Origin of the sequence: Nocardia sp. NPDC059691 (genome assembly GCF_042733915.1) — a bacterium.
Taxonomy (GTDB): Bacteria; Actinomycetota; Actinomycetes; order Mycobacteriales; family Mycobacteriaceae; genus Nocardia; species Nocardia sichangensis.
Window position 1 is genome coordinate 90,802 of sequence record NZ_JBHWFB010000012.1, and the last position, 16,232, is coordinate 107,033.

At 66.7% G+C, this 16,232-nt stretch carries 16 protein-coding genes; 6 read left to right on the top strand and 10 right to left on the bottom strand.

What is annotated here, in order from left to right; genetic code table 11:
- Positions 1–4: 4 nt before the first annotated feature.
- Positions 5–745: a glycosyltransferase gene (locus ACFV2O_RS25355; protein WP_379253956.1), complete on the top strand. Its 741-nt coding sequence runs from the start codon at positions 5–7 to the stop codon at positions 743–745.
- Positions 746–970: 225 nt separating this feature from the next.
- Here the strand turns inward: ACFV2O_RS25355 and tuf are convergent, their stop codons facing one another.
- The 7 genes from tuf to hppD form a co-directional block, all read right to left on the bottom strand.
- Complete coding sequence (gene tuf, locus ACFV2O_RS25360) at positions 971–2,161, bottom strand: elongation factor Tu (protein WP_067809956.1); 1,191 nt, start codon at positions 2,159–2,161, stop codon at positions 971–973.
- Between the two features lie 99 nt (positions 2,162–2,260).
- Positions 2,261–4,363, bottom strand: coding sequence for an elongation factor G (fusA, locus tag ACFV2O_RS25365; protein WP_379253957.1), 2,103 nt, complete (start codon positions 4,361–4,363; stop codon positions 2,261–2,263).
- A 136-nt stretch (positions 4,364–4,499) separates the two neighbouring features.
- Positions 4,500–4,970 (bottom strand): 30S ribosomal protein S7, encoded by a 471-nt coding sequence (rpsG, locus tag ACFV2O_RS25370; RefSeq protein WP_014353063.1) that lies wholly within the window; start codon positions 4,968–4,970, stop codon positions 4,500–4,502.
- A 1-nt stretch (position 4,971) separates the two neighbouring features.
- Positions 4,972–5,346, bottom strand: coding sequence for a 30S ribosomal protein S12 (rpsL, locus tag ACFV2O_RS25375; protein WP_039801925.1), 375 nt, complete (start codon positions 5,344–5,346; stop codon positions 4,972–4,974).
- Positions 5,347–5,688: 342 nt separating this feature from the next.
- Positions 5,689–6,246, bottom strand: coding sequence for a DUF3558 domain-containing protein (locus ACFV2O_RS25380; RefSeq protein WP_355080019.1), 558 nt, complete (start codon positions 6,244–6,246; stop codon positions 5,689–5,691).
- Between the two features lie 10 nt (positions 6,247–6,256).
- On the bottom strand, positions 6,257–6,784 hold the full coding sequence (locus ACFV2O_RS25385) for a DUF3558 domain-containing protein (protein WP_364434744.1): 528 nt from the start codon (positions 6,782–6,784) through the stop codon (positions 6,257–6,259).
- A 103-nt stretch (positions 6,785–6,887) separates the two neighbouring features.
- Entirely contained in the window at positions 6,888–8,090 is a 1,203-nt protein-coding gene (gene hppD, locus ACFV2O_RS25390) for a 4-hydroxyphenylpyruvate dioxygenase (RefSeq protein ID WP_355080023.1), read from the bottom strand.
- Between the two features lie 157 nt (positions 8,091–8,247).
- Between hppD and ACFV2O_RS25395 the strand changes: the two genes are divergently transcribed.
- Positions 8,248–8,772 carry an Lrp/AsnC family transcriptional regulator gene (locus ACFV2O_RS25395; RefSeq protein ID WP_379253958.1) on the top strand — a complete coding sequence of 175 codons (525 nt, stop codon included), beginning with the start codon at positions 8,248–8,250 and terminating at the stop codon, positions 8,770–8,772.
- A 10-nt stretch (positions 8,773–8,782) separates the two neighbouring features.
- On the opposite strand, the gene ACFV2O_RS25400 is transcribed toward ACFV2O_RS25395, so the two are convergent.
- Both ACFV2O_RS25400 and ACFV2O_RS25405 read right to left on the bottom strand, forming a co-directional pair.
- Positions 8,783–9,895, bottom strand: coding sequence for a winged helix DNA-binding domain-containing protein (locus ACFV2O_RS25400; protein WP_379253959.1), 1,113 nt, complete (start codon positions 9,893–9,895; stop codon positions 8,783–8,785).
- Between the two features lie 17 nt (positions 9,896–9,912).
- The gene (locus ACFV2O_RS25405; protein WP_355080029.1) at positions 9,913–10,887 is read right to left on the bottom strand and encodes an NADPH:quinone oxidoreductase family protein; all 975 of its coding nucleotides are present in this window, start codon (positions 10,885–10,887) and stop codon (positions 9,913–9,915) included.
- Positions 10,888–11,033: 146 nt separating this feature from the next.
- Between ACFV2O_RS25405 and ACFV2O_RS25410 the strand changes: the two genes are divergently transcribed.
- The 3 genes from ACFV2O_RS25410 to ACFV2O_RS25420 all read left to right on the top strand — a co-directional run bounded on the left by ACFV2O_RS25410 (position 11,034) and on the right by ACFV2O_RS25420 (position 13,492).
- Entirely contained in the window at positions 11,034–11,366 is a 333-nt protein-coding gene (locus ACFV2O_RS25410; protein WP_379253960.1) for a type VII secretion target, read from the top strand.
- The gene (locus ACFV2O_RS25415) at positions 11,363–12,496 is read left to right on the top strand and encodes a transglycosylase SLT domain-containing protein (protein WP_355080033.1); all 1,134 of its coding nucleotides are present in this window, start codon (positions 11,363–11,365) and stop codon (positions 12,494–12,496) included. Before ACFV2O_RS25410 ends, ACFV2O_RS25415 begins: the two co-directional genes overlap by 4 nt.
- Positions 12,497–12,718: 222 nt before the next feature.
- Positions 12,719–13,492 carry an acyl-[acyl-carrier-protein] thioesterase gene (locus ACFV2O_RS25420; RefSeq protein WP_379253961.1) on the top strand — a complete coding sequence of 258 codons (774 nt, stop codon included), beginning with the start codon at positions 12,719–12,721 and terminating at the stop codon, positions 13,490–13,492.
- Between the two features lie 377 nt (positions 13,493–13,869).
- On the opposite strand, the gene ACFV2O_RS25425 is transcribed toward ACFV2O_RS25420, so the two are convergent.
- Positions 13,870–15,540 (bottom strand): FAD-dependent oxidoreductase, encoded by a 1,671-nt coding sequence (locus tag ACFV2O_RS25425; RefSeq protein ID WP_379253962.1) that lies wholly within the window; start codon positions 15,538–15,540, stop codon positions 13,870–13,872.
- A gap of 181 nt (positions 15,541–15,721) precedes the next feature.
- Between ACFV2O_RS25425 and ACFV2O_RS25430 the strand changes: the two genes are divergently transcribed.
- Positions 15,722–16,213, top strand: coding sequence for a SixA phosphatase family protein (locus tag ACFV2O_RS25430; RefSeq protein ID WP_379253963.1), 492 nt, complete (start codon positions 15,722–15,724; stop codon positions 16,211–16,213).
- Positions 16,214–16,232: the final 19 nt, after the last annotated feature.

Genomic DNA, 16,232 nt, shown 5'->3' on the forward strand with positions numbered 1-16,232 from the left:
CCACGTGACGGTGTTCCTGTACTGGTCCGGTCAAGAATTCGACTTCGGGAATTATCTCGCGGTTGCGTCGGCAGCCGTGCATACCTCGGGGGATGTGGTTGTCCTTGTCGACGAGCGTCCGGTGAACAACCCATTTTTCGATCGACTGCTCGATATCTCGAATGTCGAGGTCCGGCCGCTGCGGCTCGATTCGCTGATGTCAGGCCGGCATGCCCAGTTGTACGAGTCGATGCAGTTCGTCGCCCATCGATCCGATCTCGTCGGGTTCGCGGCACTAGCGGAATACGGCGGCATAGTGCTCGACACGGACACCTTGACGGTGCGCGATCTCGATGACCTGCCGGATGTGTTGTTGTTCGAGGACGAAAAGATCGTTTACCTCGGTGTGGTCGGATTGCCACGAGCGCATCCGATTTCGGTGAACATGCTCGACAGTTTGCTCGCGATGCCGGAGAAGGACCTCGGCGTCTACCAGTCCATCGTCTATCGCTGGACGGATGTTGTGCGGGCCGAGGCCCCGGCTATGACGCCCTTGAGCAAAGTCTTCCCCTTGCACTGGCGGGAGTGGGAGCGCATTTTTCTACCCGATGGCTATCAAGCTGATACCGAACCCATTCACATCCTGCATCACTACGGCTATTACAGCCGTAAGTACACCAAGGAGATGAATGAGGACTGGCTCCGAGAAAATCCGTGTCTCTTCAGCGCACTCGCCCTTCCAGTCCTCGACAAGCTGTCGCGATAGACCGCAAGAGCGCGGATCATTGCCGCCGCACAGCGTTGCGATTGCCGCGGTTGTGGAAAGATCCGCCGCCACCGCAGGCAGTGGAGCGCCGCGTGGATCGCGCTCACTTGCCGCCTATTGATCGGTACCTTCGTATCGTCGGGCGCAGCTCCGCACCGAAGGCCCCCGAAAACGCGAACGGCGCCGCCCCTTTCGGAGCGGCGCCGTTCTCAGCGATTCAGCGAATCACTTGATGATCTTCGTGACGCGACCGGCGCCGACGGTGCGGCCACCCTCGCGGATCGCGAAGCGCAGACCCTCGTCCATGGCGACCGGCTGGATCAGCTTGACGGACATCTCGGTGTTGTCACCGGGCATGACCATCTCGGTGCCCTCGGGCAGGGTCACAACGCCCGTCACGTCAGTCGTACGGAAGTAGAACTGCGGACGGTAGTTGTTGAAGAACGGGGTGTGGCGGCCGCCCTCGTCCTTCGACAGGATGTACGCCTGGCCCTCGAACTCGGTGTGCGGGGTGGTGGTGCCCGGCTTCACGACGACCTGGCCGCGCTCCACGTCCTCACGCTTCAGACCACGAACCAGCAGACCGACGTTGTCGCCCGCCTGGCCCTGGTCCAGCAGCTTGCGGAACATCTCGACACCGGTGACGGTGGTCTTGGTGGTCTTCTCGCGGATGCCGACGATCTCGACTTCCTCGTTCACGTTGATCACGCCACGCTCGACACGACCGGTGACCACGGTGCCACGACCGGTGATGGTGAAGACGTCCTCGATCGGCATCAGGAACGGCTTGTCGGTCTCACGAACCGGGTCCGGGATCGACTCGTCGACCGCGGCCATCAGCTCCAGCACCGACTCCGCCCACTTCGGGTCGCCCTCGAGCGCCTTCAGACCGGAGACCCGCACGACCGGCGCGTCCTCGTCGAACTCCTGCGAAGCCAGCAGCTCGCGGACCTCCATCTCGACGAGCTCGAGGATCTCCTCGTCGTCGACCATGTCGGCCTTGTTCAGCGCGACCAGGATGTAGGGCACGCCGACCTGACGGGCGAGCAGCACGTGCTCACGGGTCTGCGGCATCGGGCCGTCGGTGGCGGCGACCACGAGGATGGCACCGTCCATCTGCGCCGCACCGGTGATCATGTTCTTGATGTAGTCGGCGTGACCCGGCGCGTCGACGTGCGCGTAGTGGCGCTTCTCGGTCTGGTACTCGACGTGGGAGATGTTGATCGTGATACCACGAGCCTTCTCCTCGGGCGCCTTGTCGATCTGATCGAACGCGAAGCTCTCGTTCAGATCCGGGTACTTGTCAGCCAGCACCTTCGTGATCGCTGCAGTCAGCGTGGTCTTGCCGTGGTCGACGTGACCGATGGTGCCGATGTTGACGTGCGGCTTCGTCCGCTCGAACTTCGCCTTCGCCACTTCTTTGTCCTCCTGGACTTGTTGGTGCGTGCAATTGCAGCAGTGCGGGGGTCATCCCCGCGGACAACGGGGAAAGGGTTTACAAACGCCCGGGAGCCATTACTCGCCGGTCGCCTTGGCGATGATCTCCTTCGACACGTTGGCCGGAACCTCCGCGTACGAGTCGAACACCATGGAGTAGTTCGCCCGGCCCTGGGTCTTCGACCGCAGGTCACCGATGTAACCGAACATCTCCGAGAGCGGAACCAGCGCCTTGACGACACGGGCACCACTGCGTTCCTCCATGGCCTGGATCTGACCACGGCGGGAGTTCAGGTCGCCGATCACGTCGCCCATGTAGTCCTCGGGCGTCGTGACCTCGACCGCCATCATCGGCTCGAGGATCACCGGACCGGCCTTGCGAGCCGCTTCCTTGAGCGCTTGCGCGCCCGCGATCTTGAACGCCATTTCCGACGAGTCGACGTCGTGGTAGGCGCCGTCGAGCAGCGTGACCTTCAGGTTCACCAGCGGGTAGCCGGCGAGCACACCGTACTGCATGGCGTCCTGGGCACCGGCATCCACCGAAGGGATGTACTCCTTCGGCACGCGGCCACCGGTGACCTTGTTCTCGAACTCGTAGTGCGCGCCGTCCTCGCCGACGAACGGCGCCAGCGCGATGATCACCTTCGCGAACTGGCCGGAACCACCGGTCTGCTTCTTGTGCGTGAACTCGAGCTTCTCGACCGGCTTGGTGATCGTCTCGCGGTAGGCCACCTGCGGCTTACCGACGTTCGCCTCGACCTTGAACTCGCGCTTCATGCGGTCGACCAGGATGTCGAGGTGCAGCTCGCCCATACCGCCGATGACGGTCTGGCCGGTCTCCTGGTCGAGCTTGACCGAGAAGGTCGGGTCCTCTTCGGAGAGACGCTGGATCGCGGTGCCCAGCTTCTCCTGGTCGGACTTGGTCTTCGGCTCGATGGAGACCTCGATGACCGGGTCCGGGAAGGTCATGGACTCGAGCACGATCTGGTTCTGCGGATCGCACAGGGTGTCACCGGTGGTGGTGTCCTTGAGGCCGATGACCGCGTAGATGTGACCGGCCGAGGCCGCGCCGACCGGGTTCTCCTTGTTGGAGTGCATCTGGAACAGCTTGCCCAGACGCTCCTTCTTGCCCTTGGTCGAGTTGATGACCTGGGCGCCGGAGTCGACCTTGCCGGAGTACACGCGGACGTAGGTCAGCTTGCCGAAGAACGGGTGCACCGCGATCTTGAACGCCAGCGCCGCGAACGGCTCGTCGGCGCTCGGCTTGCGGGTGAGCAGTTCCTCTTCCTTGCCGGGCACGTGGCCGGTGGTGGCCTCCACGTCCAGCGGCGAGGGCAGGTAGTCGATGACCGCGTCGAGCATGGGCTGCACGCCCTTGTTCTTGAACGCCGAGCCACACAGCACCGGGTAGAGCTCGGAGGTCACCGTCAGCTTGCGGATGGCGCCCTTGATCTCCTCGATGGTCAGCTCTTCGCCGCCGAAGAACTTCTCCAGCAGCGCCTCGTCCGACTCGGCGACGGTCTCCAGCAGTTCCTGGCGGTACTGCTCGGCCTTCTCCTTCAGCTCGTCCGGGATCTCGACGACCTCGTACTGCTCACCGAGCTTGGTCTCGCCGCGCCAGACCTTGGCGTTGTTCTCGACCAGGTCGATGATGCCCTCGAAGGTGTCCTCCGCGCCGATCGGCAGCTGGATGACCAGCGGCTTCGCGCCGAGGCGGTCCTTGATGGTCTGCACGGTGAAGTAGAAGTCCGCACCGAGCTTGTCCATCTTGTTGACGAAGCAGATCCGCGGCACGTCGTACTTGTCCGCCTGACGCCACACCTGCTCGGACTGCGGCTCGACGCCTTCCTTGCCGTCGAACACCGCGACGGCGCCGTCGAGCACGCGCAGCGACCGCTCCACCTCCACGGTGAAGTCGACGTGCCCGGGGGTGTCGATGATGTTGATCTGGTTGTCGTTCCAGAAGCACGTGGTAGCCGCGGAGGTGATGGTGATACCACGCTCCTGCTCCTGCTCCATCCAGTCCATCGTGGCAGCGCCGTCGTGGACCTCACCGATCTTGTAGGTGATGCCGGTGTAGAAGAGGATGCGTTCAGTTGTGGTCGTCTTGCCCGCATCGATGTGGGCCATGATGCCGATGTTGCGGACCTTGTTCAGGTCGGTGAGCACGTCCTGTGCCACGGAAATCTTCCCCGCTCGTAGCTAGTTGGGATTATCGGGGACGACCCTGTGGTCGCCTCTATGTCAACGCCGGAAGCGGCCGGTGAGTGCCGCCTCCGGCTGTGCCTCCCGACCCAGACGACGGGCCGGGCAGACGTCACCAGCGGTAGTGCGCGAAGGCCCGGTTGGACTCGGCCATCTTGTGGGTGTCCTCACGGCGCTTGACCGAGGCGCCGAGGCCGTTGCTGGCGTCGAGCAGTTCGTTGGCCAGACGCTCGACCATGGTCTTCTCCCGGCGCGCACGCGAGAAGTTGACCAGCCAGCGCAGGGCCAGAGTGTTGGCGCGGCCCGGACGGACCTCGACCGGCACCTGGTAGGTGGCGCCACCGACGCGGCGGGGCTTCACCTCCAGCGACGGCTTCACGTTGTCCAGCGCGCGCTTGAGGGTGACGACCGGATCGGTGCCGGTCTTCTCGCGCGCCTGCTCCAGCGCACCGTAGACGATGCGCTCGGCGGTGGACTTCTTGCCGTCCAGCAGGATCTTGTTGACCAGCTGAGTGACCAGCGGCGAACCGTAGACCGGGTCGTTGATCAGCGGACGCTTGGGTGCGGGGCCCTTGCGTGGCATATCAGCTCTTCTCCTTCTTGGCGCCGTAGCGGCTGCGGGCCTGCTTGCGGTTCTTCACACCCTGGGTGTCGAGCGAGCCGCGAATGATCTTGTAACGAACACCGGGGAGGTCCTTCACACGACCGCCGCGCACGAGCACCATCGAGTGCTCCTGCAGGTTGTGTCCCTCGCCCGGGATGTAGGCCGTGACCTCGACCGAGCTGGTCAGGCGAACACGCGCGACCTTGCGCAGCGCGGAGTTCGGCTTCTTCGGGGTCGTGGTGTACACGCGGGTGCACACGCCACGACGCTGCGGGCTCCCCTTCAGGGCCGCGGTCTTCGTCTTGGCGACCTTGTCGCGGCGACCCTTGCGGACCAGCTGGTTGATGGTTGGCATAGACCGGCTTTCCTTATTAGTTAACGCGGTGTGTGGACTTGGTGTCTGTTTTAAGTTCGCGGCGTTCCCGGGGCCCTTCGTGGAGACAAGCTTCCACTTCGAGGCCCGTCGTTCACGCCGCTGTCATCGAGCTTTCACTCGCACGTCCGGCCACGTTTCTCGCGTCCCGAGGTCGGGCGTGTCGCGCGCGGCGCGGAGCCCTTATTCCGGGCACGCTGGATTCGTCGGCCGCTCTCGCTGGCCTACGGTCACGCACGAACTTGCCCGCATGCTTCCGGGCACAGCGGTCCACGATACCCGTGGCCGGGACACAGGGTCAAAGTGGGTGGGTTCGAAGATCGTCTACCTGGCCAGGTTCAAGGTCATTTCCATCAGCTTCTTGGCCGCGTCGCACGGGTCGGGATGCGCCGAGCCGGGGCGGTAGTTGATCCACCAGCCGATCACGCCGTTGTCCGGCGCACTCGCCGTCACGCCGCAGGAATCAGGGTCCTTCGGTCTGCGTATCTGCAATGCCAGCGAACTCTGGATGGTGATGTTGGTGGTCTCGTAGCCGAGCTTGTTGTTCGTCTGCTTCTCGTTGCTCAGCGTCCCGTTCTCGTACCAGTTGAGCGTGGCCATCCCGTTGCCGCCGGGCGCGCCGATCAGATCCCACATGCACACCGCGCCGAAGAACGACTCGCTGACCGTGACGCCCTCGCCGACGGCCTTGCCGATCTGCTCCTCGGACAGGATCATGCATTCGCGCAGCAACTTGTCCAGCCTGGTGTTGACCGGCTGGCTTCCGCCCACCGGCTGCGGCGAACCGGGCACCACCTGACTACAGCCGCCCACGGACAGCGCCACCGCTACCGCCGCGGCGGCCACCGCGCCTCGCCCGCGCAGGACTCGTCGCACGTTCATGCCCTCCCCCTCACTGCATCCGCTGCAGAGTCAGCTCGGCGAGAGCACGGCTGCGGTCGCACGGGTTGCCGGAGCCCGTGCTGAAATTTCCGATGTTCGTCGACCATTCGAAGAAGTCGTCACCGAGTTGCACGGCGAGGTCGCAGATCTGTCCACTCGGATCCAAGGCGGCGAAACCCTCGCGCCCACCGACCTTTATCGGATCGGGGGCTCGGCCGTTCACGGTCACCCACGCCCGCTCACGCTCGATCGGACTCCCTCGATAGGAAGCGAAAGTGATACTGGCAGAACCGATGCCGGCCGACTGCCAATTGCAGCCGACGGCATTGCGGAAGACGCCGGAGATCCGGCCGAGCCCGCCAAGAGCGCGCACCTCGTCGTCGGTCACGTGCCCGCACTCCCCGACGAACGGACCCATGGCCACCACTTTGGGCGCAGGCCGCGACGGACCGGGGTCCTCGGAGTCTCCGCTCGAACCGCAACCCGCCAGTGCGAGCACCAAGGCTGCCGCGGTCACGACCGCCGACTTGATCCGCATGGCAAGAACTCTACCGATTGCGCTCCGGGCGGACCGTCCGGCGAACACGGCCGGGCAGCGCTGCCCGCGACAGCCGGGCGAGCCGTCGCGGCGCGGGCTCCGATTACAGATTGCCGCGGGCTTGCTGTTCGCGTTCGATCGCCTCGAACAGAGCTTTGAAGTTCCCCTTGCCGAAACCGAGGGAGCCGTGGCGTTCGATGAGTTCGAAGAAGACCGTGGGGCGGTCGGTGAGCGGTCTGGTGAAGATCTGCAGCAAGTAGCCGTCCTCGTCACGGTCGACGAGGATGCCGCGCCGCTGGAGTTCTTCGACCGGGACGCGGACCCGGCCGATGCGGGCGCGCAATTCGGGATCCTCGTAGTAGGCCGTCGGCGTCTCCAGGAACTCGACACCCTCCCGGCGCAAAACGTCCACGCAACCGAGGATGTCGCCGGTGGCGAGCGCGATGTGCTGGACACCGGGGCCGCGGTAGAACTCCAGGTACTCATCGATCTGGGAGCGTTTCTTGCCGACGGCGGGCTCGTTGAGCGGGAACTTCACCCGATGGTTGCCGTTGGCGACGACCTTGCTCATCAGCGCCGAGTACTCGGTGGCGATGTCGTCGCCGACGAACTCGGCCATGTTGGTGAAACCCATGACGCGCCGATAGAACTCGACCCACTCGTCCATCCGCCCGAGTTCCACGTTGCCCACGACGTGATCGATCGCCTGGAACAACCGGTTGGGCGCTCCGTCGCGCCGCTGGTAGTTGGAGCGGCGGGCGACATAGCCGGGCAGGTAGGGCCCGAAATAGCCGGAACGGTCGACCAGGGTGTGCCTGGTGTCGCCGTAGGTAGCCAGCGCGGCCGAGCGGACCGTGCCGAAGTCGTCGGTCTCGTCGTGCGGTTCGACCAGGACGGTGGCGCCGTGGGTGCGCGCCCACGCCACACAGCGGTCGACGTCGGGCACTTCGAGCGCGATGTCCACCACGCCGTCGCCGTGTCGATTGTGATGGGCGGCCAGCGGACTGTCCGGGTGCACCGCTCCGGTGATCACGAAACGCGCCGCACCGCTACGCAGCACGAATGCCTTGTGGTCGCGATTGCCGGTCTCCGGACCGGAGTACGCCTCCAACCGCATGCCGAAGGCGGATTCCAGGAAGTGCGCGGTCTGGGTGGCGTTGCCCACCGCCCAGACCAGAGCGTCCCACCCGATGACCGGGAACGGGTCACCGCTGTTGTCGTGGTCCACCAGCCCCACCAGCGTGCGCAGCTCGCCGTCGCTGGGAACGGCGCCGGACCGGGTGTCCGGCAGGTGCTCGATGGTCATGTTCCAAGGAAATCGCCGGTTCCGTCGGCTAGGCAACAGCGCCGATTTCCGGTAGTCAGTGTGGCGAATTCGGCTAGGAAGTAGCGGGCCATGCTGGACAATTTGAATAGCATGAGCGGGCCGGGCAGCGAGCCCGGTGCGGCGAACGGAGGCCGGCATGGCGCGCACATCGGCGAAGCTCGACGAACTCGATCTCGCCATCCTGTCCGCGATGCACGAGTACCAGAAGGCGGGCATTCTCGAACTGTCCCGGCGGACCAGAGTGGCAAGGGCCACCGTGCAGTCCCGTATCGCGCGCATGGAGGAGTCCGGCGTGATCGCTTCCTACGACCCGCAGATCGATGTCACCGCCGCGGGGTTCGACGTGCAGGCCTTCGTCACGCTGGAGATAGCCCAGGGTGCGCTGGACGCGGTGGCCTCCGAGCTCGACGCCATCCCCGGCGTGCTGGAGGCCTACGCCACGACCGGCACCGGCGACGTGCTGTGCCGGATCGGGGCCGACTCGCACGCGGGGTTGCAGGCCGTGCTGCTGAGCATCGACCGGACCTCCTCGGTGGTGCGCTCGCACAGCGTCATCGTTCTTTCCACCGTGGTGTCCCGCCGGGCGCTGCCCCTGTTGCGCACGTTGAGCCCGACCGGGACGATCAAAGCGCCCGCCTACCGACCAGCCCGCGAGCAGTGAGCGACCCCGGTCAGGGACGCAGGCCGGCGTGCGCGTCGAGGATTTCCACGCTGCCCTGCTTGTCCGCCTCCAAGAAGGCGAGCAGAGCATGCGCCTCCGCCTCGACATCCGCGCGCTCCGCCCCGGTCCAGTTCCGGGTCGGACTGATGCGGAGCCGGGCGGTTCCCGCGTTCGTGAAGATCTTGTACATGCCCGCGAGAAAGCCGTCGACCAGCACCGGCGAGACCTGAGCCGCGAAGGCGCGCAGCGGAGGGGCCGCGCCGTCGGGCACGATGCGGGTCCGATCCTGGTGCGACAGCAAGGCGTTGTCGTACCAGCCGAGCAGCCGCACCGGGGCGGGAACGTCCGGATCGGCGAGTTCACCGTCGGCGATGTCGTAGAGCGTCCGACCGCGCTCGTCGGTGTAGGTGCGCACCCGGTCGCCCAGTTCCGCGACGGCCTGCTTCATCCCGAGCAACTTCGACCAGGTCTGCATGTCCATGGTGCTCGCAGGCCCGAAAGCACGCAGATAGCGGAAGATCAACTCCGCCAAGGGATACGAGGGGTCCAGCGGCGCACCCAACCAAGGCTCGACCCGCGACCAGATCGGCCTGCTGTTGTCCTTCCACTTGCCGCGCGGCGGGGTCTGCAACACCGGGAGCTGGTACAGCCAGGTCTGCAGCACCGCGCCCGGGTCGCGGTCGGGGTACAACTCGGCGGCGCGGGCGCGCAGGTCCGCCGCGGACATCGGCTCGTCGGCGAGCGCGGCTTCGCCGTGTCCGCGCACCTCCTCCGGATCCAGTCCGACCATGGCGCCGTAGTTGAAACCATTCCGGAACGGCACCTTCTCCAGTTCCGGCTGTATGTGCGGCGCGATCCGCACCGCGTCGGGCGGCGTGACCAGGTGAATGGTGCCGCGCATCAGGGTGATCCGGACCAACGACCGGTCCTCCAGCGCGTCCGACACCGTCGCCGGATCGAAATCCGCTACGCGGCTCCACAATGCGACGAACGGCGGCAGCGAATCCTGCGCCTGCAACCCGACGAGATGGTCGCACATCTCGTGCACCGTCAAACGCGAGCGCTCGAGTAGATGCTGGCGAGCCAGCAGGGTCCGGTTCAGTACCCGGTTGGACAGCTTCATGACGCGGCCGGAATGCCTCAGCGCAGGGTGACCACGACCTTGCCGGTGGCCGTCCGGTTGTCCAGCGAGGCGACCGCCTCCGCGGCCTTGTCCAGCGGGTACAGCACCGGCTCCGGCGGGGCGATCTTGCCGGAGGCCAGCAGCGGTTCCACCTCGGCCCACTGCTCCTGCAGATAGCCCGGATGCGACATCACCCACTCGCCCCACGCCGCGCCGGTCACCTCCACGTTCTTCAGCAGCAGCCGGTTGACCTTGACGGTCGGGATCTCCCCTGCGGTGAAGCCGACTACCAGCAACCGGCCCGCCGAGCCGAGCGACCGAACGCTGTCGGTGAAGCGGTCGCCGCCGACCGGATCGAGCACGATGTCGACGCCGCGGCCGCCGGTCAGCTCCTTCACCGCCGCCAGCCAGCCGTCGGTCAGCACCACGTCGGTGGCCCCGTTGGCGCGCGCGACCTCGGCCTTCGCCTCGGTGCTCACCACGGCGATCACCCTGCCTGCCCCGAGCGCCGCCGCCATGCGCAGCGTCGAGGTGCCGATGCCGCCCGCGGCGCCGTGCACGAGCACCGTCTCACCTTCCGCCAGCCTGCCCCGGGTACGCAGGCAGAAGTGCACGGTGAGGTCGTTGAACAGAATGCCCGCGCCCGCCTCCAGCGAGACGTTGTCGGGGAGCCGGAACACCATCTGCGCGGGCGCGACGGCCGTCTCGGCCAGCGCGTTGCCCAGCATGGTCAGCGCGATCACCCGGTCACCCGGTCGCACGTGCGCGTCCTCGGGCGCTTCCCGGACGATGCCCGCGACCTCGCCGCCCACGACGAACGGCAGTTCGGGTTTCATCTGGTAGAGGCCGCGCGTCATCAGCACGTCCGGGAAGGCCACACCGGCCGCGTGCACGTCGATCACGACCCCGCCCGGGAAAGCCGCGGGCTCCGGAATATCCACGATCCGGATCGCTTCCGGGCCTTCCAGCTTGCTGACCTGGGCTGCGCGCATGTGCCGACCTCTCTGTCCTCGCACCGGCCTGATCCGCGGCCGGCGCCACACCGACAACATAACCGGCGCGGTCCGACGACGCCCGTCCGGACGCCCGATTTTGCTATGCTGGCCGCGACCTCGCGGTCGGGAGGGAAGGGGGATTCATGGTCGAGCAAAACCAATCGCAACCTGCGACGACGATGCAAGTCGATCCGGCGGCGCTGCGCTCGTTCGCGCAGACTCTCCGTACGGAGGCCACCTCGGTCGCCGACCTCGGCGGCGGCGAGAGTCTCGGCGCCGTCGTCGGGGCGCTGCCAGGCACCGAGTTCGGCCCTGCGGCCCAGCGCGCGAACGACGCCGCGCACCGCTGCCTGGAGCGGATCGGCTCGCGGCTCAGCATGATCGCCGACAACCTGCACAACGCGGCGGGCAAGTACGAGCTGGTCGAGGACGACTTCGCGGCGAAACTTCGCACCATAGGACTCCAGGTGCCATGACGCTCAGCATCCCAGACGTCGAGAACTGGCGGCCGGAGCAGCTCACGGCGGCGGGCGCGCTCGCCGAACGGATGTCGCAGGGCCTGGACACCGCGGTCGGCAAGGGCGCGGACGACACGAAAGCACTCGCCGACGCCGAGCAGTGGTCCGGTTCCGCCGGCAACGCCGCGAACGCCAGGATGCAGACCGAGAAGACCCGCGCTTCCGCGGTGAGCGCCGCCCTGCTCGAGCTGAAGACGGCGCTCACCACCCAGGTGCAGAACCTCGCCGAAGCGAAAGCCAAGGTATTGAGCCTGCGCGACGACGCGCTGAACCAGACGCCGCCGTTCGACGTCGCGCCCAACGGCACCGTGGACGCCAAGACGCGCATCGACTATCTGCGCTCGCACGCGGACAAAGCCGACGTCGAAGGGCTCGTCTTCCAGGAAGCACTACAGGCGGCCTCGCGGACGTGGGAGCTGACCAACGCCCTGAAGACCGCCGATGACGTGGCGAACCAAGCGAAGACGCAGGTCGAGAGCGCGGCCGGGAAACTGGAGGCGGCGTTCGCCGGGCTCGGCGAGCCCAGCGCGAACGTGCCCGCGGCCCCCACCACGCCCGCCGCCACCGCACCGGCCGCCGCATCGGGGACCCCCGTCGCCGCACCGTCGTCGCACCAATCGAGCCAGCTGACGTCGGGGCACCACAACTCCGGGTCGCCGCACGGCACCTCGTCGAGCACGCCGTATCACGGTGGTACGAGTTCGTCCGCGCCGTCGGGGCCCATGCCGACCGGTGACGTCGCGCAGTGGATCGCCGAGGCGAAGCAGAAGCTCATCGCGATGGGATACGACCCAGCGCAGATCGATGAGCGGGCCATCGCGCTGATCATCGAGCACGAATCCGCGGGCAATCCATACGCGGAGAACCGCTGGGACAGCAACTGGGTGGCCGGGCATCCGTCGAAGGGTCTGATGCAGACCATCGACAGCACGTTCAACGCGTACAAGGCGCCGGGCCACGACGACGTCTGGAACCCGGTCGACAACATCATCGCCGGCGTGCGGTACTCGATCGACCGCTATGGTTCGCTCGGCAACGTCCCGGGTGTCGCTGCCGTGAACTCGGGCGGCGCGTACCAGGGGTACTGACCCCGCGCACGGCCATGCTTCACGCCCGCCGAGCCGCCGCGACCGTGCGTCGGATTCTCTCGCGCGCGCAAGACCCCGTTTTTGCTGGCCCAGATCCCCGCAGACGGACTATTAAGGAGGTACGGACGGCTCGACGCGAGGGTGTGACGTACGCCCCGTAAAGTCGTCACAACAGCACCGCACGAAGAAAACGCGGCACACCGTGCAGCGCGAGGAGCACAAGTGTCACTCGATCAGCCACTCGCCCCGCTTCCCGAGGAGGGCATGGGCTTTGCTTCGGCGTGGCCCATCCGGGCTGGCGATGTGGATCCCTACGACCGGTTGCGGTTCGACGCCGTCGCCCGCTACCTGCAAGATATCGCCTGGGAAAACCTGCACAGCACGTTCTTCCACCGGTCGGACCCGAACTGGATCGTCCGGCGCACCGTCATCGACGTCATCCGGCCGATCCTGTGGCCGGACGACGTGCAGCTGCTGCGGTGGTGCTCGGCGATGTCCACCCGGTGGACCAATATGCGTGTGCGGATCACCAGCGGCAACGGCGGATTGATCGAGACCGAGGGCTTCTGGATCAATATCAGCGAGTCCACCGGCATGCCCGCGCGGATCAGCGACGAGGGCCTCGCCTACCTCGCCCGCACGTCCACCGAACACCGCCTGCGGTGGCGGCCCTACCTGACCGACGCCACACCGCCGGAGTCGGACACCGACTTACCGTTCCCGGTGCGGGCCACCGATATCGACCAGTACAACCACGTCAACAATGCCTGTTACTGGCAAGCGGTGGAACAGTTCCTGGTCGAATATCCCAAACTGCTCGCGGGTCCGCACCGCGCGGTGATCGAATACGTGGCGCCGGTGCTGGCACGCCAGCACGTGAGCGTGCGCAGCCGGTACGAACCCGGGGATCGGACCGGCCAGCCGGTGTTGCGGCTGTGGTTCGTGGTCGGCGGGACCACCACGACCGTGGTCCGCATCATGCCCATTCCCGCCTAACCGGGCATTTAGGCCGTACCAGTCGGGTGGCGCGGAATTTGCGTTCAGGTCCTGCGTCGAGTGCCGCTCGAGTTTTGGGCGTACCCGGTGAGTTACCCGTGTACTTACGAAATCAGTAGGCTGCTCCGCCTCTCCGCGTCTTCAGGCCGTACTGGTCAGGGGCTCGGCAGTTGCGTTCAGGTCTTGCGGGGGTGCCGCTCGGGTTTTGGGCGTACCCGACGAGCTACCCATGTACCTGCGAAATCAGTAGGCCGGTTCTCGCAGAAGATCCACCTGGTCGGCGTCCTCGTCTATTCCAGCCGATGCTTGGGCCACGTCGGGACCTGGGGATCGGAGCCGGTCGGGTCGCGGGTTGAGCCGACCGGCGTCCTGGGTCGTCAGCCGCGGGCGGCTTTGAGCAGGTCTTCGCGGGTGGTGAACTTGACTCGCGGGCGGCCGGCGGACTTGCCCGCGGACTTTTCCGCCTGGTCGATCGCTCGCCAGCCCGCCCGGTCCACCAAGTCGGCCTGGCGCTCGGCGAGCAGCGCCTTCAGCGCGGCGCGGTCGGCCTGCGGCGCTGCGAGTTTGCCCGCGGTGAAGTCGGCGAGCAGCAGCTCCACCGTCTCCTCGGAGTCGGTGCGGTTGGAACCGATGACGCCGCGTGGTCCCCGCTTGATCCACCCGCTGACGTACACGCCGCTCAGCAGCGTCCCGTCGTCGCCGACGACCCGGCCGTGCTCGTTCGGCACGACGCCGCGCCGCTCGTCGAACGGCAGCTCGCCGATCCGCTCGCCGCGGTAGCCGATCGAGCGCAGCACCAACGAAGTCTCGATGCTCTCGGTGCGGTCGGTCGGGCGCGCCACGAGCTGACCGTCGTCGTCGAACAACTCGTTGTGCACGACCTCGATGGACTCCACCCGATCGGTGCCGGTCAGCGCGGTGGGCGAGGTCAGATAGCGGAAGACGATCCGCTTGTTGCCCTCGGCCCTGCGACCGCCCGCGTACTCCTTGGCCAGGGTGTACTTCAAGGCCAGCGACGGCTCCACCTGCGGGTCGTCCACGAGCGCCTGGCTGGCGTGGTCGAGTTCCAGGTCGGCCTCCTCCACGACGACGTCGACGCCCTTCAGATGCGCGAGCGCGAGGAACTCCGGCGAGGTGTAGGCCGCCTGGAGCGGGCCGCGCCTGCCGAGCACGACGACCTCACGGATATTGCTCTGCCGCAGGGCATCCAGCGCGTGATCGGCGATGTCGGTCTTGGCGAGTTCGTCCGGATCGACGGTCAGCACGCGCGCCACGTCCAAGGCGACGTTGCCGTTGCCGACGATCACCGCGCGCTCACCGGACAGATCGAAGGTCCGGTCGGCGTAGTCGGGATGGCCGTTGTACCAGGCGACGAACTCGGTGGCGGAGTGGCTGCCCGGCAGGTCCTCGCCCGGGACGCCCATCTTGCGATCGCTCGAGGCGCCGACCGCGTAGATCACGGCGTGGTGGTGGCGCAGCAGTTCCTCGTGCGAGATGTGCGTGCCCACTTCGACATTCAGGTAATACTGCAGGGTCTCGCGGCGGAACGCGGACTCGAACATGCCCGAGACCGTCTTGGTGCCCGGATGGTCGGGCGCGACGCCCGCACGCACCAGACCCCACGGGGTGGGCAGCCGGTCGAACATCTCGATTTCCACGTCGGCCCTGCGCAACAGTTCGTCCGCCGCGTAGCACGCCGCGGGCCCGGCGCCGACGATCGCGACGCGCAGGGTGCCCAGCTCCTTCGGCGGACGCGAGGGCGTGACGATCGGATCGAAGTTGGATTCCAGCGGATGCCGTTGGAAATAGGCGGCATTGATGTCGCGGAATCGCGCGAGCGAAGCGGTCAGGTCGTCCTCGGAGAAGATGGCCTCCACCGGGCACGCGTCGACACAGGCGCCGCAGTCGATACAGGTGTCGGGATCGATGTAGAGCATCTCGGTCGTCGCGAACTCCGGCTGGTCCGGAGTGGGACGGATGCAGTCGACCGGGCACTCGGAGACGCAGCTGGCGTCGTTGCAACAACGCTGCGTGATTACGTAGGCCATATTGTGCTGATCCTCGAAGAAGTACGTGGGCTGTGGCCACCCAGGGGTTGTGGTGGACAGATGAGCGGCGTCCGTCACGTCCGCCGCGAGGGTCGCCCGCGGGAGCACGTGATGTGATGCCGCTTTCAGTTTGCCTCGAGTGTGGTCGGGACCTCTCGCCCGGAGGGCTTACCGTATCTCCATGGCGCGGACTCTGATCCTCATGCGGCACGGCAAATCGGCCTATCCGGACGGCGTCGACGACCACGAGCGACCGCTGGCGCCGCGAGGCAGGCGCGAGGCCGGACTCGCGGGTGAGTGGCTGCGCGCGACCCAGCCGCCGATCGATGCCGTGCACTGCTCCACGGCCACCCGCACCAGGCAGACGCTGTCCGCGACCGGCATCACCGCGCCGGTGGTCTTCGAACCGGGGATCTACGAGGCCACGCCGGAAACGCTGATCGAGCTGGTCCGCCTCAGCGCCGACGACGTGGCGACACTGCTGGTGGTCGGCCACGCGCCGGGCATGCCGTGGACGGCTTGGGAGCTGGCGAGCAATCGCGACAGCGTCCCCGCGGTCGAACTCAGCCGGAAGTTTCCGACTTCGGCGCTCGCGGTACTGCGCTTCGACCGCGACTGGGCGGACGTCGATCCGGGTACCGGAGAGCTGGTGCAATTCCACGTCCCGCGCTGACCGCACGCGATCCAAACGC